Origin of the sequence: Lacisediminihabitans profunda (assembly GCF_008040105.1) — a bacterium.
GTDB lineage: Bacteria > Actinomycetota > Actinomycetes > Actinomycetales > Microbacteriaceae > Lacisediminihabitans > Lacisediminihabitans profunda.
In genome coordinates this window covers 538,014-560,636 of record NZ_VRMG01000005.1, presented here as the reverse complement: position 1 = coordinate 560,636, position 22,623 = coordinate 538,014, and the positions used below count along the sequence as shown (strand labels likewise).

19 protein-coding genes and 1 other RNA gene are annotated in these 22,623 nt (G+C 68.3%); 7 read left to right on the top strand and 13 right to left on the bottom strand.

Going from position 1 to position 22,623, the window contains the following annotated elements; translation table 11 throughout:
- A complete protein-coding gene (locus FVP33_RS07165) occupies positions 1-1,089 on the top strand; it encodes an NADH:flavin oxidoreductase/NADH oxidase (RefSeq protein WP_147782920.1) in 1,089 nt (362 codons plus the stop codon).
- Between the two features lie 134 nt (positions 1,090-1,223).
- Here FVP33_RS07165 and FVP33_RS07160 read toward each other — a convergent pair whose 3' ends face one another.
- The 3 genes from FVP33_RS07160 to guaB1 form a co-directional block, all read right to left on the bottom strand.
- A complete protein-coding gene (locus FVP33_RS07160) occupies positions 1,224-2,264 on the bottom strand; it encodes a hemolysin family protein (RefSeq protein ID WP_147782919.1) in 1,041 nt (346 codons plus the stop codon).
- The gene (locus tag FVP33_RS07155) at positions 2,261-3,577 is read right to left on the bottom strand and encodes a hemolysin family protein (RefSeq protein WP_147783220.1); all 1,317 of its coding nucleotides are present in this window, start codon (positions 3,575-3,577) and stop codon (positions 2,261-2,263) included. The genes FVP33_RS07160 and FVP33_RS07155 overlap by 4 nt, the downstream gene beginning before the upstream one ends.
- A 135-nt stretch (positions 3,578-3,712) precedes the next feature.
- Positions 3,713-5,152, bottom strand: coding sequence for a GMP reductase (gene guaB1 / locus FVP33_RS07150; protein ID WP_147782918.1), 1,440 nt, complete (start codon positions 5,150-5,152; stop codon positions 3,713-3,715).
- Between the two features lie 144 nt (positions 5,153-5,296).
- Here guaB1 and FVP33_RS07145 point away from each other — a divergent pair, with 144 nt between their 5' ends.
- Positions 5,297-9,166: a multifunctional oxoglutarate decarboxylase/oxoglutarate dehydrogenase thiamine pyrophosphate-binding subunit/dihydrolipoyllysine-residue succinyltransferase subunit gene (locus tag FVP33_RS07145; RefSeq protein ID WP_147782917.1), complete on the top strand. Its 3,870-nt coding sequence runs from the start codon at positions 5,297-5,299 to the stop codon at positions 9,164-9,166.
- Positions 9,167-9,290: 124 nt separating this feature from the next.
- On the opposite strand, the gene FVP33_RS07140 is transcribed toward FVP33_RS07145, so the two are convergent.
- Complete coding sequence (locus FVP33_RS07140) at positions 9,291-9,533, bottom strand: anti-sigma factor family protein (RefSeq protein ID WP_147782916.1); 243 nt, start codon at positions 9,531-9,533, stop codon at positions 9,291-9,293.
- Positions 9,530-10,291, bottom strand: a complete 762-nt coding sequence (locus FVP33_RS07135) for a sigma-70 family RNA polymerase sigma factor (RefSeq protein WP_425460939.1) — start codon at positions 10,289-10,291, stop codon at positions 9,530-9,532. Before FVP33_RS07135 ends, FVP33_RS07140 begins: the two co-directional genes overlap by 4 nt.
- Positions 10,292-10,340: 49 nt before the next feature.
- Here FVP33_RS07135 and aroA point away from each other — a divergent pair, with 49 nt between their 5' ends.
- The 3 genes from aroA to FVP33_RS07120 all read left to right on the top strand — a co-directional run bounded on the left by aroA (position 10,341) and on the right by FVP33_RS07120 (position 13,944).
- On the top strand, positions 10,341-11,741 hold the full coding sequence (aroA, locus tag FVP33_RS07130; RefSeq protein WP_147782914.1) for a 3-phosphoshikimate 1-carboxyvinyltransferase: 1,401 nt from the start codon (positions 10,341-10,343) through the stop codon (positions 11,739-11,741).
- Between the two features lie 45 nt (positions 11,742-11,786).
- Positions 11,787-12,815 (top strand): ribosome small subunit-dependent GTPase A, encoded by a 1,029-nt coding sequence (gene rsgA / locus FVP33_RS07125; RefSeq protein WP_147782913.1) that lies wholly within the window; start codon positions 11,787-11,789, stop codon positions 12,813-12,815.
- Positions 12,816-13,116: 301 nt separating this feature from the next.
- Positions 13,117-13,944, top strand: coding sequence for an inositol monophosphatase family protein (locus tag FVP33_RS07120; protein ID WP_147782912.1), 828 nt, complete (start codon positions 13,117-13,119; stop codon positions 13,942-13,944).
- Between the two features lie 3 nt (positions 13,945-13,947).
- Here the strand turns inward: FVP33_RS07120 and crcB are convergent, their stop codons facing one another.
- The 4 genes from crcB to FVP33_RS07100 all read right to left on the bottom strand — a co-directional run bounded on the left by crcB (position 13,948) and on the right by FVP33_RS07100 (position 16,838).
- A complete protein-coding gene (gene crcB, locus FVP33_RS07115) occupies positions 13,948-14,325 on the bottom strand; it encodes a fluoride efflux transporter CrcB (protein ID WP_147782911.1) in 378 nt (125 codons plus the stop codon).
- Positions 14,322-14,786 carry a fluoride efflux transporter FluC gene (locus tag FVP33_RS07110; protein WP_246142215.1) on the bottom strand — a complete coding sequence of 155 codons (465 nt, stop codon included), beginning with the start codon at positions 14,784-14,786 and terminating at the stop codon, positions 14,322-14,324. Before FVP33_RS07110 ends, crcB begins: the two co-directional genes overlap by 4 nt.
- Positions 14,783-15,289, bottom strand: a complete 507-nt coding sequence (locus FVP33_RS07105; RefSeq protein WP_147782910.1) for a universal stress protein — start codon at positions 15,287-15,289, stop codon at positions 14,783-14,785. Before FVP33_RS07105 ends, FVP33_RS07110 begins: the two co-directional genes overlap by 4 nt.
- A gap of 145 nt (positions 15,290-15,434) precedes the next feature.
- Entirely contained in the window at positions 15,435-16,838 is a 1,404-nt protein-coding gene (locus FVP33_RS07100; protein ID WP_147782909.1) for an MFS transporter, read from the bottom strand.
- A 159-nt stretch (positions 16,839-16,997) separates the two neighbouring features.
- On the opposite strand from FVP33_RS07100, the gene FVP33_RS07095 reads away from it, so the two are divergent.
- On the top strand, positions 16,998-17,960 hold the full coding sequence (locus FVP33_RS07095; protein ID WP_246142214.1) for a LysR family transcriptional regulator: 963 nt from the start codon (positions 16,998-17,000) through the stop codon (positions 17,958-17,960).
- Here the strand turns inward: FVP33_RS07095 and FVP33_RS07090 are convergent.
- Positions 17,927-18,733 carry a 3-hydroxybutyrate dehydrogenase gene (locus tag FVP33_RS07090; protein ID WP_246142213.1) on the bottom strand — a complete coding sequence of 269 codons (807 nt, stop codon included), beginning with the start codon at positions 18,731-18,733 and terminating at the stop codon, positions 17,927-17,929. The genes FVP33_RS07095 and FVP33_RS07090 overlap by 34 nt on opposite strands.
- A gap of 245 nt (positions 18,734-18,978) precedes the next feature.
- Between FVP33_RS07090 and FVP33_RS07085 the strand changes: the two genes are divergently transcribed.
- Positions 18,979-20,844 (top strand): alpha-amylase family protein, encoded by a 1,866-nt coding sequence (locus tag FVP33_RS07085; RefSeq protein WP_246142251.1) that lies wholly within the window; start codon positions 18,979-18,981, stop codon positions 20,842-20,844.
- A 7-nt stretch (positions 20,845-20,851) separates the two neighbouring features.
- On the opposite strand, the gene FVP33_RS07080 is transcribed toward FVP33_RS07085, so the two are convergent.
- From FVP33_RS07080 to smpB, 3 genes are all read right to left on the bottom strand, one after another.
- Positions 20,852-21,448, bottom strand: a complete 597-nt coding sequence (locus FVP33_RS07080; protein ID WP_147782906.1) for a hypothetical protein — start codon at positions 21,446-21,448, stop codon at positions 20,852-20,854.
- Between the two features lie 82 nt (positions 21,449-21,530).
- Positions 21,531-21,907, bottom strand: a transfer-messenger RNA (tmRNA) gene (gene ssrA, locus FVP33_RS07075).
- 172 nt (positions 21,908-22,079) lie between these two features.
- Complete coding sequence (gene smpB, locus FVP33_RS07070; protein WP_147782905.1) at positions 22,080-22,556, bottom strand: SsrA-binding protein SmpB; 477 nt, start codon at positions 22,554-22,556, stop codon at positions 22,080-22,082.
- Positions 22,557-22,623 lie beyond the last annotated feature (67 nt).

Here is a 22,623-nt window from a genome sequence, read left to right as displayed (position 1 = left end):
GTGCCCACTCCCGCGATCTTCACTCCGTACAGCATCCGCTCCGTCACCTTCCGCAACCGCCTCTGGGTGTCCCCCATGTGTGAGTACTCGGTGGAGAAGGAGGACGGAGTTCCCACCGACTGGCATCTCGTGCACCTCGGAGGATTCGCGAAGGGCGGCGCCGGCCTCGTCATGACGGAGGCGACCGCCGTGAGCGCCGCCGGCCGCATCTCGCCGCAGGACACCGGCATCTACACCGACGAGCAGCGCGACGCGTGGGCCCGGATCGTCGCGTTCATCCACTCGCAGGACGCCGCCGCCGGCATCCAGCTCGCCCACGCGGGGCGCAAGGCGTCCACCCGACGGCCATGGGCTGCACAGCATGGCAGCGTGGCCGTCGATGACGGCGGGTGGCCGACCGTCGCGCCGTCCGCCGTCGCCTTCGCGGGCTACGCGACCCCGGTGGCGCTCGATGCGTCCGGCATCGCACAGGTCGTCGCCGACTTCACCACGGCGGCCAGACGCTCCCTCGAAGCCGGATTCGACGTGCTGGAGGTGCACGCGGCGCACGGCTACCTGCTGCACCAGTTCCTCTCCCCGCTGTCGAACCTGCGCACCGACGAGTACGGCGGAAGCCTGGAGAACCGGGCGCGGCTCCTGCTCGAGGTGGTGCGCGCCGTTCGCGCGGAGGCCGGTGACCGGGCTCCCCTGTTCGTGCGATTCTCCGCCACCGACTACGCCGAGGGCGGTCTCGACAAGGAGCAGGTCGCCACGGTCGCGGGTTGGGCGAGGGATGCCGGCGCCGACCTCTTCGACGTGTCGAGCGGCGGGCTCGTCTCCGGCGTCACCATCCCCCTCGAACCCGGCTACCAGGTGCCCCTCGCCGACTTCGTCAAGCACGCCTCGAGCGTGGAGGTGAACGCGGTCGGACTGATCACCGACGCCCACCAGGCCGAGGAGATCGTCTCCTCCGGAAAGGCGGACGCCGTGATGCTCGGCCGCGCGATCATGCGGGATCCGCACTTCGTGCTGCGCGCCGCGCACGAGCTGGGTGTCGAGCTCGACTACTGGCCGGCCCAGTACCTCCGCGCCAAGTGGCCTGCCGTCTGACCCTCACCCCCCAACCCACCAGGGCGTGGGGTCGGGTCTGGGTCTCCGAGCCAAGGGTCCGCCCAAAGATGCCCGCCGAACCCCGACCCTTGGCACGGAGCCCCAGACCCTCAGAGAGACGAAGAGGCGAGGAGCTAGCGGCGCCGAGTCGCGTCCTGCACCTCTCCGACCAGCTCCTCGATGATGTCCTCGAGGAACAGCACGCCGCGGGTGGCCCCGGTCTCGTCGAACACCCGGGCGAGGTGCACCCCCGAGCGGCGCATGGCCGCGAGGGCGTCCTCGAGATCCGTTCCGCGGAAGATGGAGATGAGCTGGCGGATGCGCTTGGGCGGCACCGGCTCGGTGAACTCCACCGGGTCCTCCAGGTCGAGCACGTCCTTGAGGTGCAGGTAGCCCGTGGGTTCGCCCTCGTCATTGACGAGCACGTAGCGAGAGAATCCGCTGCGGGCCACCGCGCGCTCCACCTCCTTCGGTGTCGCCGCCTCCGAGAGGCTCACGAGATCCGGCATTCCGACCGCGATGTCCTTCACCTTCTTGGTGCTGAACTCGAAGGCCGCGTTGAGCGCTCCGATGCTGTCGGTGAGCACGCCCTCCTTGGTGGACTGGGCGACGATGTTCGCCACCTCATCCACGGTGAAGGCACTGTTCGCCTCGTTCTTCGGTTCGACCCTGAACAGCCGGAGGAATCCGTTCGCGGTGTGGTTGAGCCCGGAGATGATCGGCCGGAACACCATGGACAGGAACACGAGCGGCGGCGCGAGGAGGAGGGCGGCGCGGTCCGGAACCGAGAAGGAGAGGTTCTTGGGCACCATCTCGCCGAATACCACGTGCAGGAACGACACGAGAATGAGCGCGATGACGAAACCGATGGTGCCGATCACCTCCTCCGGCCAGCCGGTGAGCCCGAGCGGTGCCTCGAGGAGGTGGTGGATCGCCGGTTCTGACACGTTGAGGATGAGCAGCGAGCACACGGTGATACCGAGCTGGCTGGTGGCGAGCATGAGGGTGGCGTGTTCCATCGCGTACAGGGTCGACTTCGCGGCACGACTGCCCGCCTCGGCGCGCGGTTCGATCTGCGACCGCCTGGCGGAGATCACCGAGAACTCCGCGCCGACGAAGAAGGCGTTGACCAGCAGCAGCACGGCCAGCCAGGCGAGTCCTGCCCAATCGCTCATGCTCGGACACCGCCCTCGGCCGCACCGTCGTCGTCGACAGCGGTGGGGGTGTACCGCACCCGGTCGATGCGACGGCCGTCCATCCGCTCCACCCGGAATTCCCCGCCCTCGATCGCCACGACGTCGCCGACCAGCGGGAGTCGCCCGAGCTCGCTCATGATGAAGCCACCGACGGTCTCGTACGGGCCGTCCTCCGGCACCACGACATCCGCGCGCTCCAGCAGCTCGTCCGGACGAAGGATTCCGGGGAAGGTGAGCCAGTCCCGGGATCGCACGACGCCCGCGCGGGTGCGGTCGTGTTCGTCTGACACCTCACCCACCAGCTCCTCCACGAGGTCCTCGAGAGTGACGACGCCGGCGGTGCCGCCGTACTCGTCGACGACCACGGCCATCTGATAGCCGCGGCCGCGAAGCTCGCCGAGCAGAATGTCGAGTTTCATGGTCTCCGGCACCCGGAGCGCCTCCGTCTGCAGCGCAGACACCGGCACGTCGGCGCGTCTGCCCCGGGGCACGGCCATCGCCTGCTTCACGTGAACGAGGCCCACGACGTCGTCGATCCCCTCATCGACCACGGGAAACCGCGAGAAACCGGTGCTGCGCGCGAGCTCGAGCACCGTCTGCGCCGAGTCGCCCCGCTCCACGCTCGACACCCTCGGCCGCGGAGTCATCACGTCGGCCGCGATGTGCTCGCTGAACACGAGGGTTCGGGCGAGCAGGGTCGCCGTGTCACGGTCCAGGCTGCCCTCGTGCGCCGAACGGCGCACGAGGGAACGCAGCTCCTCCGCGGTGCGTGCGGAGGAGAGCTCCTCCTTCGGCTCGATGCCCACGGCTCGCAGCATGAGGTTGGCCGTGTTGTTGAGCACCGTGACGAACGGCCGGAACACCGTGGTGAAGCCCACCTGGAAGGGGATCACGAGCTTGGCGGTGGGCAGCGGCAGCGCGAGGGCGAAGTTCTTGGGCACGAGTTCGCCGATGATCATCGAGACCAACGTGGCGATTGCGACCGCGGCGATGGAGGCGACGACGGTGATCACGCCCTTCGACCAGCCGATCGCGGTGAGCGGGGCGACCAGGAGCGAACTGATCGCCGGCTGCATGGTGTATCCGGTGAGCAGCGTCGTGAGGGTGATGCCGAGCTGGGCGCTCGAGAGGTGGGTCGAGGTGACCTTGAGCGCGCCGATGGTGAGGCCCAGGTTCTTCTCGCCGCGCGCCACGCGCGACTCCAGGTCGGACCGATTGAGGTTGACGAGCGAGAACTCCGAGGCGACGAAGAAACCGGTGCCGACGGTCAGGAGCAGGCCGATGCCCAGCATGATCAGCTCATACACGGGACTGCCTGACATCGGTCTGGCCGGCACGGCGCCTGGAGGGAGGGTCGTCCATTATTCGCTCAAGTGTACTGGAGAGAACGGGCCCTCTCCCGGTCGTGCTGGCCGCCGCGGAAAGGGTCACCAGGAGACCGGGAGCGCCTTGCCCTCCTCGTAGCCCGCCGCCGACTGGATGCCGACGAGGGCACGTTCGCGGAACTGTCCGAGGTCGGATGCCCCGGCATAGGTGAACGAGCTGCGCAGCCCCGCCGTGATCATGTCGACGAGGTCTTCCACGGAGGGACGCAGCGGGTCGAGGTAGATCCTCGACGAGGAGATGCCCTCGGCGAAGAGCTCCTTGCGAGCCAGCTCGTACGGGTCGAGCCGGTCGAAACGGTCGTGCACGGCCTTGGTGGAGGCCATCCCCCAGCTGTCCTTGTACAACTCGCCGTCCTCGTCCGTCTCGATGAAGCCTGGGGCCTCGATCGTGCCGGCGAACCAGGAGCCGATCATGACCGAGGATGCGCCGGCCGCGAGCGCGAGCGCGACGTCTCGCGGGTAGCGCACTCCGCCATCCGCCCAGACGTGCGCTCCGAGTTCCCGAGCCGCCGCCGCCGTCTCGAGCACCGCGGAGAACTGCGGGCGGCCGACGGCCGTCATCATGCGGGTCGTGCACATGGCGCCGGGGCCCACGCCCACCTTGACGATGTTTGCCCCGGCCGCCACGAGGTCCTTCACCCCGGCCGTCGTCACGACGTTGCCGGCGACGATCGGCAGCCCGAGGTCGAGGCCGGCGACGGCCTCGATCGCGCGCAGCATGCCGGCCTGGTGGCCGTGGGCCGTGTCGAGAACGAGGATGTCGACGCCGGCGGCCGCGAGCGCCTTCGCCCTTCTCGCGACGTCGCCGGTGATGCCGAGAGCGGCGGCTACCCTCAAGCGCCCGCGCGAGTCGAGCGCCGGCCGGTAGAGGGTCGAGCGGAGCGCGCTCGTGCGGCTGAGAGTGCCGACGATGGCCCCATGGTGCAGCACGGGGGCGAATTCGAGATCGGCCGCGACCATCAGGTCGAAGGCGGCGCGGGCGTCGGTCACGTCGTCGGCGTCGATCGACGTCAGCCGACCGGTCAGCAGGTCGCCGAGCGGGGTCTCCGGAAGCACGGTGTCGAGGCGCGCCGCGGAGATGCAGCCCAGGTAGGCCCCACTCGCATCCTTGATCACGATGCCGTGGCCCTCGAGCGCCGGGATCTGGCGCAGGGCGTCCGCGACGAGTTGCTCCGGAGCGAGCACGAGCGGCGTGTCGAACGCCACGGGCTGCTCCTTCACCCAGCGGATGGCCGCGTCGAGATCCTGCAGATGCAGGTCTTGCGGCAGCACGCCGAGCCCGCCCCGCCGGGCGAGAGTCGCCGCGATCCGCGGCCCGGTCACCGAGTTCATGTTGGCCGAGATGACGGGAATGGTCGCGCCGGTGCCATCGCCCGGGGCGAGTGAGACGGCAAGCCGACTTCCCACGTCGGAGTGGCTGGGCACCAGGAACACGTCTGAGTACGTGAGGTCGTGGCTGGGCGTCGTCTCGTAAAACTCCATGAAAATAAAGGTAATCCCTTCGAGCCACGGTCGGTGTGGCCGATCGAAAGTGATTAAGCTGGTCGAGTGTGTGGCCAGCGAAGGCCGACATCCGGTCCAACAGTGACAACGGACAGCGACAGTTAAGAGAGTGGGCGGTGGGCTGTGTCTAGCCAAGTGACCGGACTGGCAGCGGAGGACGGATCCTCGGGCGAGTTCGGAGCCAACGAATGGCTCGTTGACGAGATGTACGAACGATTCATCGTCGACAAGAATTCGGTGGACCAGTCATGGTGGCCGATTCTGGAGAGCTACCACCAACTCACGACCGAAGCGCCGGCCGCCGGGGCGGCGGAGCCCGCGACGAGTGGGACCGCTCCCGAGCAACCAACTGTCGAACAGCCGGTCGCCGAGCAGCCGGTCACCGCAGAGCCGCAGATTCCCGAGACGATCGTCGAGGCGGCGAAGGCACCGGATGCCGCCCCCGCCCCCCAGGAGACCGCGCCCCAGGAACCGGCGGCCTCGAACGCGGCGCCGGCCAGCCAGCCGATCGCCCGCACCACCTCCATCCAGCCGAAGCCCCAGCCGATCCCGGCGCAGGCTCCCGCCTCCTCCACCCAGGCCCCGGTGGTCACCGAAGAGACCGAGGCGGCCGAGCCGCAGGATGTGGTCTCCACCCTCAAGGGCATGTCCAAGTCGCTGGCCGCGAACATGGATGCCAGCCTCACGGTCCCCACCGCGACGAGCGTCCGCACCATCCCGGCCAAGCTCATGATCGACAACCGCATCGTGATCAACAACCACCTCAAGCGGGCCCGCGGCGGCAAGGTGTCGTTCACCCACCTCATCGCCTGGGCGATCGTCAAGACGCTCAAGGAGTTCCCGAGCCAGAACGTCTATTACGAGGAGAAGGACGGCAAGCCCTCCGTCGTCGCGCCGGCGCACATCAACCTCGGCATCGCGATCGACCTTCCCAAGCCCGACGGCACCCGCGCCCTCCTGGTGCCGGGCATCAAGCGCACCGAGGAGATGGGATTCAACGAATTCCTCGCCGGGTATGAAGACGTCGTCAGCCGCGCACGCGCGAACAAGCTGACCGCCCCGGACTTCCAGGGCAACACCATCTCGCTGACCAACCCCGGCGGCATCGGCACCGAGCACTCCGTGCCGCGCCTCATGCGAGGCGCCGGCTGCATCGTGGGAGCCGGCGCGCTGGAGTATCCGGCCGAGTTCCAGGGCATGTCCCAGGTCACGCTCGCGGAGCTCGGCATCGGCAAGACCATCACGCTCACCTCCACCTACGACCACCGGGTGATCCAGGGCGCGGGCTCTGGCGAGTTCCTCAAGAAGGTGCACGAGCTGCTCATCGGCGAGCGCGGCTTCTACGAGGACATCTTCTCCGACCTCCGCATCCCGTACGAGCCCATCCACTGGGCCTCGGACATCCACGTCGACCTCGCCAACCAGGTCGGCAAGACCGCCCGCGTGCAGGAGCTCATCAACTCCTTCCGCGTGCGAGGCCACCTCATGGCCGACATCGACCCGCTGGAGTACCGCCAGCGTTCGCACCCCGACCTGGACATCTCCAGCCACGGTCTCACCTTCTGGGACCTGGACCGCGAGTTCGTCACCGGCGGATTCGGCGGAAAGAAATCCGCCCACCTGCGCGAGATCCTGGGCGTGCTGCGCGATTCCTACGTGCGCACCATCGGCATCGAGTACATGCACATCCAGGACCCGGAGCAGCGACGCTGGATCCAGGAGCACGTGGAGCAGGCGTACACGAAGCCGACGAAGGATGCCCAGTTGCGCGTCCTCGGCAAGCTCAACGAGGCCGAGGCCTTCGAGACCTTCCTGCAGACCAAGTACGTGGGGCAGAAGCGCTTCAGCCTCGAGGGCGGAGAGTCCACCATCGCCCTGCTCGACGCGATCCTGCAGGGTGCGGCGGATGCCGACCTCGACGAGGTCGCCATCGGCATGGCCCACCGCGGCCGCCTCAACGTGCTCACCAACATCGCCGGCAAGACCTACGGCCAGATCTTCCGCGAGTTCGAGGGCACCCAGGACCCGCGCACCGTTCAGGGCTCCGGCGATGTGAAGTACCACCTCGGCACCGAGGGCACGTTCACCAGCGCCAACGGCGACCAGATCCCCGTCTATATCGCGGCGAACCCGTCCCACCTCGAGGCCGTCGACGGCGTGCTCGAGGGAATCGTGCGCGCCAAGCAGGACCGCAAGCCGATCGGCACGTTCACCGTGCTGCCGATCATGGTCCACGGCGACGCGGCGATGGCCGGCCAGGGCATCGTGGCGGAGATCCTGCAGATGTCGCAGCTGCGGGCCTACCGCACCGGCGGCACAGTGCACGTGAACATCAACAACCAGGTCGGCTTCACCACGCCTCCCGGGGAGGGTCGCACGTCGATCTACTCCACGGACGTCGCGAAGACGATCCAGTCGCCGATCTTCCATGTGAACGGTGACGACCCGGAGGCCGTGGTGCGCGTCGCGGAGCTCGCCTTCGCGTACCGCCAGCGGTTCCACCGCGACGTGGTCATCGACCTCATCTGCTACCGCCGTCGCGGTCACAACGAGGGCGACGACCCGTCGATGACGCAGCCGCTCATGTACAACCTGATCGAGGCGAAGCGCTCGGTGCGAACCCTCTACGTCGAGGCCCTCATCGGTCGCGGCGACATCACCCAGGAGGAGTACGAGGCGGCCCACGCCGACTTCCAGGACCGTCTGGAGCGCGCGTTCGCCGAGACCCACGCGGCGCAGACCGGCTCGATGCCGATCATCGTCCAGGACGGCAATGCCGTCGCGGATCTCGAGCGTCCGGAGTCCCAGCAGGATGACGCGGCCGGCGAGCCGACGTCGACCGCCGTCAACGAGAGCGTCATTTCGCTCATCGGCGACGCCCACGACAACCCGCCGGTCGGCTTCTCGGTGCATCCCAAGCTGCAGCAACTGCTCAAGAAGCGCTTCGACATGAGCCGAAACGGCTCGATCGACTGGGCCTTCGGCGAGCTCCTCGCCCTGGGCTCCCTGCTCATCGAGGGAACGCCGGTGCGGATGGCCGGCCAGGACACGCGGCGAGGCACCTTCGTGCAGCGCCACGCCGTGCTGCACGACCGGGTGAACGGCCAGGAGTGGTTGCCGCTCGGCAACCTCAGCGACAACCAGGCCAGGTTCTGGATCTACGACTCCCTGCTCAGCGAGTACGCCGCGATGGGCTTCGAGTACGGCTACTCGGTGGAACGGGCGGATGCCCTGGTGCTCTGGGAGGCCCAGTTCGGCGACTTCGCCAACGGCGCCCAGACCATCATCGACGAGTTCATCTCCGCCGCCGAGCAGAAGTGGGGCCAGCGCTCGAGCGTGGTGCTGCTTCTGCCGCACGGCTACGAGGGCCAGGGACCGGACCACTCGTCGGCCCGCATCGAGCGTTACCTGCAGCTCTGTGCCGAGAACAACATGACCGTGGCGCGACCGTCGACCCCGGCGTCGTACTTCCACCTGCTGCGTCGGCAGGCCTACGCCCGGCCCCGTCGACCCCTCATCGTCTTCACCCCGAAGGCGATGCTGCGACTGCGCGGAGCGACGAGCAATGTGGCCGACTTCACCAACGGCAAGTTCGAGCCGGTGCTCGACGACTCCCGCATCCGGGACGCCTCGGCCGTGCGCCGCGTCGTTCTGAACGCGGGAAAGATCTACTACGACCTGTTGGCCGAGGTGGAGAAGCGCGAGCAGACCGACGTCGCGCTCGTGCGGCTGGAGCAGTACTACCCGCTCCCCCAGGCCCAGCTCGACGCTGTGCTCGCCCAGTATCCGAACGCCGACCTCGTGTGGGCGCAGGATGAGCCGGAGAACATGGGGGCGTGGCCGTTCATCGGACTCGAACTCGCGAAGCGGCTCAACGGCCGATCGATCTCGGTCGCGTCGCGCCCGGCATCCGCGTCTCCCGCCTCGGGGTCTGCCAAGCGCAGCGCCCAGGAGCAGGTCGAACTCATCAACAAGGCGCTCACCATCGGCTAGCGGAGTCCTTGCGAACCGGGCCGCCACGTCGTCGACGGGGCGGCCCTGGTCGTTAAGTCGCGGTCGTCAATCAGCGACTCGGCCCGGAGGGCGGCCTCGGGCGGTTGTCGCCGCCGGCGGCGCTCTAGCGGCTGGACTGCATATCGCGCAGCCGCAGCAGAACCTGGTCACGCAGGTCGGCGGGCGCCTTCTCCTGGCACGCCTTCTGCACCTTGAGTGTGAGCGTCAGGCCCACGAGGTGCTCCTCGGTGCAGTCCGTGCAGGTCGCCAGGTGCTCGGCGATGTCCTGGGCGTCCTGTTCGGCCAGCTCCTGGTGCAAATATTCTTCGAGTTCGGCCTTGGCCTTGTCGCAACCGCAATCGGTCATTTCTTCTTGCTCCTCGCAGTGGCAGGTCCCGCCGCCGAGATTCCGCGATCGAGCGCGTAATCGGCGAGGAGATCGCGAAGCAGACGCCTGCCACGATGCAGGCGGCTCATCACGGTCCCCACGGGGGTTTTCATAATGTCGGCGATCTCCTGGTAGGAGAAGCCCTCGACGTCGGCGAAGTACACGGCCATGCGGAAATCCTCGGGGATCGCCTGCAGGGCATCCTTCACCGCACTGTCCGGCAGGTGGTCGATCGCTTCGGCCTCGGCCGAGCGGGTCGAGCGACCCTGCGTGACAGACTCGGCGCCGCCGAGCTGCCAGTCCTCAAGATCGTCAATCGTGCCCTGGTACGGATCACGTTGCTTCTTGCGGTAGTTGTTGATGAACGTGTTGGTCAGGATGCGGTACAGCCAGGCCTTGAGGTTCGTGCCCTGCTGGAACTGGCCGAAGGCGGCGAACGCCTTGACGAAGGTCTCCTGCACGAGGTCGGCGGCGTCCGCCGGGTTGCGCGTCATGCGCAGGCCCGCGGCGTACAACTGGTCCATGAACGGGATGGCCTGGGTCTCGAAGAGAGCGCGCACGTCTGCCTTGGCGTCCGCCTCCGCCTGCGCGGTCGCGCCGGCCGCCGTGGTGGTCGGCACTGTCGTGTTCGGCGCCGTCGTGTCTTCCGTCGAATTCGTCATCGCCGACAAGCTTACTTTGCCGGGATGCCGAGGCGCCGGGTGCGGGACACCAGTCCGTTCGAGTACGAGAGTCACCGATGTGCTTTCCGTTGCGTTCTGTGAAGTGCCGATACCCTAGTAACCGATGCAGGTATTCAAGTATTCCGGGCCCGAGTTCAATCCGTTCGGCGACGACGAGCTCGTGGTCGACGACACGCCAGGCCCCTGGCCGGCGCCGCTCGCCCCCGGCCCCCTTTCGGCGCGCCTGAGCCTGCCAGGATCGAAGTCACTCACCAACCGCGAGCTCGTGCTCTCCGCCATCGCCGACGGCCCGTCGACGCTGCGCGCGCCGCTGCACTCGAGGGACACGGCGCTCATGATCGAGGCGCTCCGCGCGATCGGCACGGTTATCGAGGAGCTTCCGGGCGACAACGCGTACGGAGCCGACCTGCGGATCACGCCGGCCGAGCTCGCCGGCGGCACCTCGATCGACTGCGGTCTCGCCGGAACCGTCATGCGTTTCCTCCCCCCGGTCGCCGCCCTCGCCCTCGGCCCCGTGGCCTTCGACGGCGACGCGGCCGCCAGGAAACGCCCCATGCGCGCCACCATCGACTCGCTTCGCGCGCTCGGCGTGGACGTGAACGACGACGGCCGCGGCAGGCTGCCGTTCAGCCTGTACGGCACCGGCTCCGTTCGCGGTGGCGAGATCGCGATCGACGCGAGCGCGTCCAGCCAGTTCGTCTCCGGCCTTCTCCTGGTCGGCGCCCGCTTCGAGAACGGCCTCACCCTCCGGCACACCGGGGACGGCCTGCCGAGCCTCGAACACATCGAGATGACGATCGCGACCCTGGCTCGGCGCGGCGTCACCGTGCAGAGTCCGGAGCCGGGCGTCTGGGTGGTGCCGCCAGGACCCATCTCCGGCGCGGACATCGCCATCGAACCCGATCTCTCCAATGCCGGGCCGTTCCTCGGCGCCGCCCTCGTCGCCGGCGGATCGGTGACCGTCACCGGCTGGCCGAAGGAGACGACCCAGGTCGGAGCCCGGATGGCGACCATCCTCGCCGACATGGGGGCGGTGGTGCGGTTCGACGAGACCGGCGGCGGTCTCGGCGACCTGACGGTCACCGGCTCGGGCGCGATCCAGGGCATCCACCTCGACAACGCGAGCGAACTGGCGCCGACCGTCACGGCCCTCGCCGCCCTCGCCGACGGCGAGACGGTGCTCACCGGCATCGCGCACCTGCGCGGCCACGAGACCGACCGGCTCGCGGCGCTCAGCGCGGAGATCAACGCTATCGGCGGCGACGTGACGGAGACCGAGGACGGCCTCGTCATCCATCCGAAGCCGATGCACGGCGGCCTCTGGCACAGCTACGAGGACCACCGCATGGCCACCGCCGGGGCCCTGATCGGCCTCGCCGTTCCCGGCATCCTGGTCGACGACATCGGCACCACGGCGAAGACCCTGCCCCAGTTCGTCGAGCTCTGGATGGGCCCGACCCTGGGCCTCAGCAAGCCGTCCGTCGACCCGCTCGGCCTCCTGTGATCGGCCGGCAATGATCGGCGACGACGCCGTGATCGGGGCCGCGCGGTGAGCTGGCTCACCGACGTCGACGACGACGACGAGGACAAGTACGCCGACTACGAGGCGAAGTCGAGGCCGAACCCCAAGGGGAATCGGGCACGCACCAAGATCCGCCCGGAGCACGGGGATGCGGTCACCGGTCGAGTGTTCACGGTCGACCGCGGTCGCTATTCGGTGCTCGTCGGCGAGGGCACGCCCGACGAGCACGAGGCCACCGCCTCGCGCGCGAGCGAGCTCCGCAAGCAGGCGATCGTCACGGGCGACCTCGTCGACCTCGTCGGCGACACCTCGGGCGAGACGGGCACCCTGTCCCGAATCGTGCGAATCCAGCCGCGAACGACGGTGCTTCGACGAAGCGCGGATGACTCGGACGAGGTCGAGCGCATCATCGTGGCGAACGCCGACCAGATGCTCATCGTCGTCGCCGCCGCGAACCCGGAACCGCGGCCCCGGCTCGTGGACCGCTACCTCGTCGCCGCGTTCGACGCGGGGCTCAAGCCGATCATCTGCATCACCAAGACCGACCTCGCCGACCCTACCGAATTTCTCGCGAACTTCGCCGCGCTCGATGTGACCGTGGTGCGCAGCGGCGCAGACGCGATGCCGACCGAGGAGATCATGGCGCTGCTGGTGGGCCACACGACGGTGGCCGTCGGCCACTCCGGCGTGGGCAAGTCCACTCTCGTGAATGCCCTCGTGCCGGACGCCAACCGGGCGATCGGGCGGGTGAATGCCGTCACCGGACGCGGCAGGCACACCTCGTCGTCCACGATCTCCTACCGGGTGGGCGACGGCTGGATCATCGACACTCCCGGCGTGCGTTCGTTCGGGCTCGGCCACGTCAACCCCGAGAACATCCTGCGCTCCTTCACCGACCTGGCGAAGATCGCCGAGGACTGCCCTCGCGGCTGCACCCACCTGCCGGACGCGCCGGACTGCGCGATCGCCGAGCGCGTCGAGGCGGGCGAACTCGGCGAGGCCGGCGCTCTGCGGCTCGACTCGTTCCAACGCCTACTGGCCTCCCTCGCCGCCTGACCGCCGCTCCCTCCCTCCTCCTCCTCCTCCCTCCCTTCCCCTTCCGAAATCCATGCATTCCTGACCCCACCTCGGCGTGTTGGTGCTGCGCCGCGGCGTGTCGGCACGGATTGCATGGATTTCGGAAGGGAAAGGGAGGGAAAGGGAGGGAAACGGACGGGAAAAGGGAAGGGAAGGGAGGGAAACGGAAGAGAAACGGGAGGGGAAAGGGAGGGAAACGGACGGGAAGAGGCAGGCGGGAGCTGGAGGATGCGGGGGCGCGCGGACCGGCCGACGGGCTCGCCTGCCATAGCCTTGAGGCGTGAACGACACCGCATACTCCCTCCCGTCCGACCTCAGGCTCGCCCGTGAGCTCGCCGACATGGCCGATGCCATCTCGATGGATCGCTTCCGCGCCAATGATCTCGCCGTGTCGATGAAGCCAGACATGACCCACGTGACGGATGCCGACAAGGCCGTCGAGGCGGCGATCCGGGCCGCGCTTCGCGACAGCAGGCCGCACGACTCGGTGCTCGGCGAGGAGGCGGGCGAGGAGCCCGGCAGCCTCGACGAGACCGGGGCATCCGCCAGGCAATGGATCATCGACCCGATCGACGGCACCGCCAACTACGTGCGCGGAGTCCCGGTCTGGGCGAGCCTCATCTCGCTGGCGATCGACGGGGTGCCCGTGGTCGGCGTCGTGAGCGCCCCGGCCCTCGGCAAGCGGTGGTGGGCGGCGAAGGGGCTCGGCGCCTTCATCGACGACTCGCTCGGTTCCGGCACCGGTTCGAGCGAGCGGCGGATCGCCGTCTCGGCGGTGAGCAACCTCTCCGACGCCTCGATGAGCTGCAGCGGTCTCCTGCGCTGGGAGCAGGCGGGCAAGCTCGACGAGTTTCTCGGCCTGGCCAGGAGCGTCTGGCGCAGCCGGGACTACGGGGACATGTGGCCGTACATGATGGTGGCGGAGGGACTCGTGGAGATCGCGGGCGAATACGACATGAAGCCGTGGGACATCGCCGCCCTCATCCCGATCGTCGAGGAGGCCGGCGGCCGCTTCACATCGGTGGCCGGTGAACCCGGCCCGTGGCACGGGTCGGCGATCGCCACCAACGGGCTGCTGCACGACCAGGTCCTGCGGCGCTTCGCCTGAGGGTCAGAACCGGGACCCGACCCACAGCCCGAGGCTCGCCGCCAGCACGGAGATCACGAGCATCCCCAGCCCGGTGCCGAGCGCCGCTGCGAACCGGCGGCTCTGCAGGAGGCGCACCGTCTCGACGCTCGCCGTGCTGAAGGTGGTGTAGCCGCCCATGAGACCCGTGCCGAGGATGAGCCGCCACTCGGTCGAGAGCACCCCGGTGAGCGCGAGGCCGACGAGGAAGCCGAGCACGAGCGAGCCCGTGACATTGATCACCGTGGTGCCCAAGGGGTACGCGATGCGGATGCGGGCCCGCAGGATGCCGTCGACGGCGAGCCGGAGGGCGGCTCCGACGCCGCCCGCGACCGAGATCGCGAGGAACAGCAGGGGGTTCACTCGCCGTCCCCCGTCGAGCGACGCGCCCGCCCGGCGGCGGCCGAGACGGTGATTCCTGCCCAGGCCGCGAGCGCGCCGACCAGCACCGAGCCGAGGCCGTAGGCCAGCGCGGGCCAGCCGCGGTCGGCCGCGAAGAGGAGGCTCGTGTCGACCGCGAGGGCACTGTAGGTGGTGAAACCCCCGAGCACCCCGGTGCCGAGCAGCAGTCGCGCGGTTCGCCGGCCGCCCTCGTCGGCACCACGCCTGGCGAGGTGCTCCAGCAGCACCCCGAGCAGGAAGGCCCCGACGATGTTGATGCCGAGCACGGCGACATCGATGCCCTCGACGGGAGGCAGCAGCAGGCTGAGGGCCTCGCGCAGCGCCGTGCCGACCGCCCCGCCGGCGGCGACGAGCCCCAGGTAGCGCCAGCGGAGATGGATGGGCCGCGCACCCTCGCGGCCGTCGTGGGCCCTGCCCGTCAAGCGGGTTCCCAGGGCAGCGGTTGCTCGATCGACACCGGAGCCTGCGGAATGACGACGACCGGGCGGTGCTGGCGATGGGCGAGCTGGGCCGCGACCGAGCCGCCGAAGAATTCCCGGATGCCGCGCCTCGGCGAGGTGCGCCGGGTGCCGACGACGATCATCGCGGCATCGACTGCCTCCGCGAGGTGGCCGAGCGCGCGGGCCGGATCGCCGGCGAGCGCGCGGGTGGTCCAGCGCACGTTCCGTGCCGCGAGCAGCGACTCGAGGTGGGCGGCGAGTTCCGGGTCGAACACCTCGTCGCGCAGTTCGGGCAGGTCGGGGTCGAAGGGAAGCGATCGCACGCTCCCGTCGGCCAGTTCCTCCACCACGTAGCGGCTCGTCTCCACGAACGCGCAGACGAGTTCGGCCTCGAATCGGCCGGCGAACAACGCGGCCTGAAGCACCACGTCATCCGATTGCCCCGGCACGATGCCGACGACGACGGATCTGGACTGCGCGGTCATGATGCCCGTCCTCTCCCGGCCGGCGGATGCTGACTCCAGCTTGCCAGACCGGTCGGCCGAAACACAGCGCGCCCGACAGTGCACGCCGAACACGGCACGAGTGCGGCCACCCCGAGGGGCGACCGCACTCCGTCGATCGGTGTCGCTAGACCGTGCGCTGCGCGGTCGCGAGTCCGTGCTTCTTCGCGTCGGCGAAGTCCACGTCCCGCAGCGAGACTCCCGTGGTCTCGCGCAGCGTGATCACGGTGAACGCCGTGATGGCGCAGGCGATCACGATGTAGATGGCCACCGGCAGCCAGGACTTGTACTGCTGCAGCAGCGCCGTCGCGATGATCGGGGCGAGAGACCCGGCGAGGATCGACGTGACCTGGTAGCCGAGCGAGACCCCCGAGTACCGCATGCGGGTGGGGAACATCTCCGACATGATGGCCGGCTGGCCGGCATACATGAAGGCGTGGAAGCACAGGCCGATGGTGATGGCGATCACGATGACCACCGGGTTGAGGGTGTCGAACATCGGGAAGGCGAAGAACGCCCAGGTGGCGCCGAGCACCGCCCCGATGAGGTAGACCGGCTTGCGGCCGATCCGGTCGGAGAGGCGGCCGATCTGGGGGATCACGAGGAAGTGCACCGCGTGCGCGATCAGCAGGGCGAGCAGCAGCTGGCTGGTGTTGTACTGGTGAACCGTGACCAGGTAGACGATCGAGAAGCTCACGATGATGTAGTAGAGGATGTTCTCCGCGAACCGCAGGCCCATCGCCTGGAGGATTCCCTTCGGGTACTTGCGGATGACCTCGCCGACGCCGTAGCTGATCGCCTTCTCGGCCTCCACCTGGGCGCGCGCCTCGAGGAAGATCGGCGCCTCGCTCACGTGGGTGCGGATGTAGTAGCCGATGAGCACGATGATGGCGGAGAGCCAGAACGCGACCCTCCAGCCCCAGCCGAGGAACTGGTCGGAGGGGAGGATCCACGACATCGTCAGCAGCACGAGGGTCGCGAGGAGGTTGCCCACGGGCACCGCCGCCTGCGGCCAGCTCGACCAGAATCCACGGGACTTGTCCGGGCTGTGCTCGGCAACCAACAGCACAGCGCCGCCCCACTCTCCGCCGACTGCGAAGCCCTGGATGAAGCGCAGGGCCACGAGCAGCGCCGGCGCCCAGTAGCCGATGGTGGTGTAGCCGGGCAGGCAGCCCATGAGGAAGGTGGCGACACCCACGAGGATGATCGTCACCTGCAGGGTGTGCTTGCGGCCGAGACGGTCGCCGATCTGGCCGAACACGATGCCGCCGATGGGGCGCGCAATGAAGCCGACAGCATAGGTGAGGAAGGCGGCGATGATGCCGTCGAGCTGGGTTCCCGCGTTGGGGAAGAAGAAGGTGCCGAAGACGAGGCTGGCCGCGGTCGCGTAGAGGAAGAACTCGTACCACTCCACCACGGTGCCGGCCATGGATGCGGCAACGATCTTCCTGAGCCCGGAGGTCTCGGCATCGCCGCCCCGCGGTCCCCCGCGTCCCGTTTCGACGGTTTCGGCGCTGCTGCTGACGATCATCTGAGTCTCCTTCGGTGTCGTCGCTGACACCTGTCGTGGGAACCCGCCGCTCTCGAGTGCTGCGCGACTGGGCTCCACTGAGTATTCCTGCAGAGTTGGTGGGCATCAATGACCACTTGCGCACATTTCGTGTGCATACTTGCAGATATGCTGGATCCGATGTCGCCTCCGCCCCCGCCCCATCCCGACGACCTTCTCATCCTGCTCGCCGTCTCGCGCACCGGACGATTCACCACCGCGGCCGACAGCCTCGGCCTCAATCACACCACGGTCTCGCGCCGGATCGGCGCCCTCGAGAAGTCCCTGGCGGGACGGGTGCTCTCCCGCACCATCGGGGGCTGGGAGCTCACCGACCTCGGGCGCCGAGCGGTCCGGGCCGCCGAGGACGTGGAGTCCGCGGTGTCGCTGCTCGGCGGCTCGCCCGGGGAGGCGCGCCAGCTCACCGGCGTGGTGCGGATGTCGGCGACCGACGGGTTCAGCGCGTACATCGCCGCACCCGCGATCGCCGCCCTGCAGCGCGACAACCCCACCCTCAGCGTGGAGATCGTCACCGTCACCCGACGGGCCATGCAGCACCGATCAGGGCTCGACATCGAGATCGTGGTCGGCGAACCGCAGGTGCATCGCGCAGAGGCGATCAAGCTCGGCGACTACGTCCTCGGCATGTACGCCTCGCGCGACTATCTGGCCGAGCACGGCACTCCCACCACCGTGGACGAACTCATCGCGCATCCGCTCGTCTACTTCGTGGATTCGATGCTGCAGGTGGACGACCTCGACGCGCCCCGGCGGCTCGTGCCGACGATGCGCGACTCGATCAGCTCCACGAACGTGTTCGTGCACGTGGAGGCGGCGAGGGTGGGAGCCGGCATCGGATTCCTGCCGTGCTTCATGGCCGACCCGCACCCGGACCTCGTGCGCCTGCTGCCCGGTGACTTCGCCGAGATGCTCCCCTATTGGATGGTGCTGCGGTCGGAGTCCCTTCGGCAGCCGGCAGTCGCCGCGGTCGCCGACGCGCTGCGGGCGCAGACTCGGGCGTTCCAGACCGAGCTGATGGGCACCGCGGCCGAGCCGACGCCGCAGATCGATCAGCGCGCCGACCAGCCGCCATCCATCGTGTAGCTCGCTCCGGTGACCATCGCGGCCTCCCGGGAGGCCAGCCAGGCCACGAGCGAGGCGACCTCCTCCGGCTCGACGAGCCTCTTGATCGCGCTCTCGGTCAACATCACCCTCTCGAGCACCTCGGACTCCGGGATGCCGTGGGCGAGAGCCTGCTCGGCGAGCTGCTTCTCCACGAGCGGGGTGCGCACGTAGCCGGGACTCACGCAATTGCTCGTGACGCCGAACGGCCCGCCCTCCAGGGCGGTGACCTTCGACAGCCCCTCGAGACCGTGCTTCGCCGAGACGTAGGCCGCCTTGAACGGCGACGCGCGGATCCCGTGAACGGACGACACGTTGATGATGCGTCCGAAGCCCCGCTCGTACATGCCGGGAAGCGCCGCCCTGATCAGGAGGAACGGCGCCTCGAGCATGAGGGAGATGATGCGACGGAAGTCGCGCGGGTCGAAGTCCTGGATCGGGCCGATGCGCTGGATGCCCGCGTTGTTGACGAGGATGTCCACCCCGTCGAGAGCCTCGGCGAGCGCGCCATCCCCGAGGGCGTCGGCATCGAGCAGGTCGATCGCCCACGACGACCCCCCGATCTCGGCGGCGAGCTCCGCGGCGCCGACGGCATCGATATCGGCCACCACCACGTGGGCGCCGCGTGTCGCAAGGGCCCGGGCGGCGGCGGCCCCGATGCCGCTTGCGCCGCCGGTCACGAAGGCCCGGCTCCCGCCGAGCGGCCCGCCTCCAGCCATCGAGTCGGTGCCGGCGGACGGTCTGGGGTCGCTCATCGGTGCTCTTTCCTTGTCGACGTCGACGTCTCCGAGTGGTGGCCGCACCATTTTCGATTCCGGAGAGGACCTAATGAGTATTCATGCACTTGGAACACCGGTCAACCGGCGTATTCGCACTGCGCATCTGCAGAACTGCAGTACCGTTCGGCGCGCAGCGTCCCGGCCGGGAGGGTCGCCGCGGCAATACACTTGCAGTCGTGTCCCCCACTGACGAGCGGACGGAAGCGACGACGCTTCCCCTCCTGCACCGAGTCTCGGCCGTCCGCCGCGACACCACCACGGATGAGGACTGGAGGTCGCTCGAGAGGCGCCTCGACACCGAGTTCCCCCGGCTCGAACGGCTCTTCCGTGACATCTACGGCGACGGCCCGGAGGCTGTCGAGCAACTCACGCTGCTGACGATCGACGCGGCGAACTCCTGGCAGGACCGGTCGGCGGACCTCAAGGCCATCGACTCGAGACGTGCGGCCACTCCCGACTGGTTCCAGTCCAACCGAATGCTGGGTGGAGTCTGCTACGTCGACCTCTACGCGGGCGACCTCTCCGGCATCCGGTCCAGGATCCCGTACTTCCGCGAACTCGGCCTCACCTACCTGCACCTCATGCCGCTCTTCCTCGCACCGGCGGAGAATTCCGACGGCGGCTATGCCGTCTCGAGCTATCGCGCCGTCAACCCCGCCCTCGGAACCATGGCCGAACTCGCCGCCCTCACCGCGGAGCTGCGAGAAAACGGCATCTCCCTCGTCGTCGACTTCATCTTCAATCACACCTCCGACGAGCACGAGTGGGCGCGGAAGGCACTCGCCGGCGATCCGGAGCACGAGGCCTTCTACTGGATCTTCCCGGACCGGGAGATGCCGGACGCCTACGAGCAGACCGTGCGGGAGATCTTCCCCGACGACCATCCCGGCTCGTTCGTGCGGCTGGACGACGGCCGATGGGTGTGGACCACCTTCCATTCGTTCCAGTGGGACCTCAACTACCGCAACCCGGCGGTGTTCCGGGCGATGGCGGCCGAAATGCTCTTCCTCGCCAACCAGGGCGTGGACGTGCTGCGGATGGACGCCGTGGCGTTCATCTGGAAGGAGCTCGGCACCTCGTGCGAGAACCTGCCGCAGGCGCATTGGCTCATCCAGGCCTTCAACGCGGTGTGTCGAATCGCCGCGCCGTCGCTGCTCTTCAAGTCTGAGGCGATCGTGCATCCCGACCAGGTCGTGGAATACATCGACGAGAAGGAGTGCCAGCTCAGCTACAACCCGCTGCAGATGGCGCTGATCTGGAGCTCGCTCGCCACCCGGGATGTGCGGATGCTGTCCCAGGCCCTCGACCGGCGACACGAGATCGCGCCGGGCACGGCCTGGGTCAACTACGTGCGCAGCCACGACGACATCGGCTGGACCTTCGCCGACGAAGACGTCGCCGAACTCGGCATCAACGGATCCGAACACCGGCGATTCCTCAACGCCTTCTTCGTCAACCGGTTCGAGGGCAGCTTCGCGCGCGGCGTGCCGTTCCAGGACAACCCGCGCACCGGGGATTGCCGCATCTCCGGCACCACGGCATCCCTCGCCGGCCTCGAGGCCCACGACCCGCAGGCCATCGACAGGGTGCTGCTCGCCCATTCGATCATCCTGAGCACGGGCGGCATCCCACTGCTCTATCTCGGCGACGAGGTGGGCCAGCTCAACGACTACGGCTACCTCGACGTGCCAGCCCATGCGGACGACAGCCGATGGGTGGGCCGGCCGAAGTATCCCGCAGACGCCTACTCCCACCGGAACGACCCCACGACGGATGCCGGCGCCATCTTCACTCGCCTGCGCCGGCTCATCGACACCCGGGCGAGCACCACCGAGTTCGCGGGCGGGCGGCTTGTGCCCTTCGACGCGAAGAACGACCACGTGCTCGGCTACCAGCGGCCCGGCCGGAATGGCGGCTCGGCGGTCGTGGTGCTCGCGAACTTCGCCGACACCGCGGAGAGAGTCGCGGCGCTCACCCTGTCCGGGCTGCCCGCGGTTGCCCTCGACCTCGTGACCGGCACGCGGCTCTTGCTCTCCGGCGGGCTGCTGCTCGCCCCGCACCAGTTCGTCTGGCTGCGGGTGGAATGAGCCGGATCTAGCGCGACCCGCGGTCCAGGGCGGCAAGGTCGACCTCGACGAGCGACCTCATCCGGTCTATTCGGTCGATCGCGTAGTCCGGATCCCGGTCCACTCTCATGGCCCGCTCGAGCCGGCCCACGATCGTCCTGCCCAGTTCGGCCCAGGCCTGGGCCCTGGCGGTCTCCACGATCTCCTGCACGAATTCCTCGTCGTCGACGAGGCGCTCGAGCTCCTCTGACAGTGCGGCGTAGATCTTGCCTCGGTGGGTGAGCGCCCGGTAGTCGCGCGGCCCGTAGTCGTGGTCACGGATCGACGACCCCCTCGCCCCGGACACGGCGACGGCGAGCCGGCTCATGCGCCTCGCGTAGCCGGCCTGCTCCTGGGAGAGCACCGCCAGCTCCCGCTTCACCAGGTCGGCGGTCTCGGCCGGATCGAAGGCCAGGTCGTCGCGAAGCGCCCCGACGATGATGCGGTTCTTCACCTCCATCGTGAGGGCAGAACGCGCGATGAGCATGCCCTCCTCGACGGCGTGCTCGACCGTGATGGGCTCGGCGCGGGGAACCGGAACGTACGGTCGTGCCGGCGCGGACCGCCGTTCGCGTTTCTTGGCCATCGGTCGATGTCCCGCTCTCCACGTGCGCGTAGCCGAATACGATCGCCGACGGAAGGAGGTCAACGGTGCGCGATAACGACCATGGTGGAGATGGGGGGAATTGAACCCCCGTCCACTGCTGTGGTCATGTGCCTTCTACGGGTGTAGCCAGTGAAAGCGTTCTACTCGGCTCCGGAATTTGCCACTGGCATCCAATCCGACAAGCCCAGCCCTGGTAAAAGTCCCGCCGTGCCCCGAAGGCGTAACACGGTAGCAATCCCTCTAAATTGCGCCAGGATCCGGTTAGAGAGCGTCGCCGGTCTGACGGACTTCATTTAGTGCTTTTGCTTATGCAGCAAGAGCGAAGTCAGCGCGGTTTGTTTTCGCACTTATTGTTTGCAGAGATCGTTAACGAGTTAACCCTGCATCCTCGACCCGCTTCTCACACTTGCGCAGGCAATGTCGAAACCGATCATCCCCATGCTCACCCCGGGCAGCCGAATTCGCTGCTGGAGGCGGTCGTTATCGCGCACTGTTGACTTGTCAATCAGCACCCTCGCGGGCGCTGGCTTCGCTACCTAGGCAGCCCTCTATCCTACGCCGGATTCCGCGCGAAAGCGAGCGGTCGCCGCCGAGGGTTGACTCCGCCTCGTCAGTCGCCCAGATGGCGGCGTGCAGACATCGCCCTGTCGGCCTCGCGGTTGTCCTGGCGCTCGCGCAGCGCCTGGCGCTTGTCGTATTCCTTCTTGCCCTTGGCCACGGCGAGCTCCACCTTCGCGTTGCCGTCGCTGAAGTAGATCGACAGGGGAACGAGCGTGTACCCGCCCTCCTTCACCTTGTTGTGGATCTTGAGGATCTGGGCCTTGTGCAACAGCATCTTGCGCTTGCGCCGCGGCGGGTGGTTGTTCCACGACCCCTGGTTGAACTCGGGAATGTGCACGGCGTCGAGCCAGGCCTCGCCGTTCTCGATGAACCCGTAGCCGTCGACGAGGGAAGCCCTGCCGGCCCGCAGCGACTTCACCTCTGTTCCCGTCAAGACCAGTCCGGCCTCGAAGGTGTCCTCGATGGTGTAGTCGTGGCGGGCTTTTCGATTGGTGGCCACAACCTTCTGGCCACGTTCCCTGGGCACGATTCACTCCTGTTGTCCGGCCCACACGTCGTGAGCAGCCCATCAGTCTAACCTGAGCATCCCACCG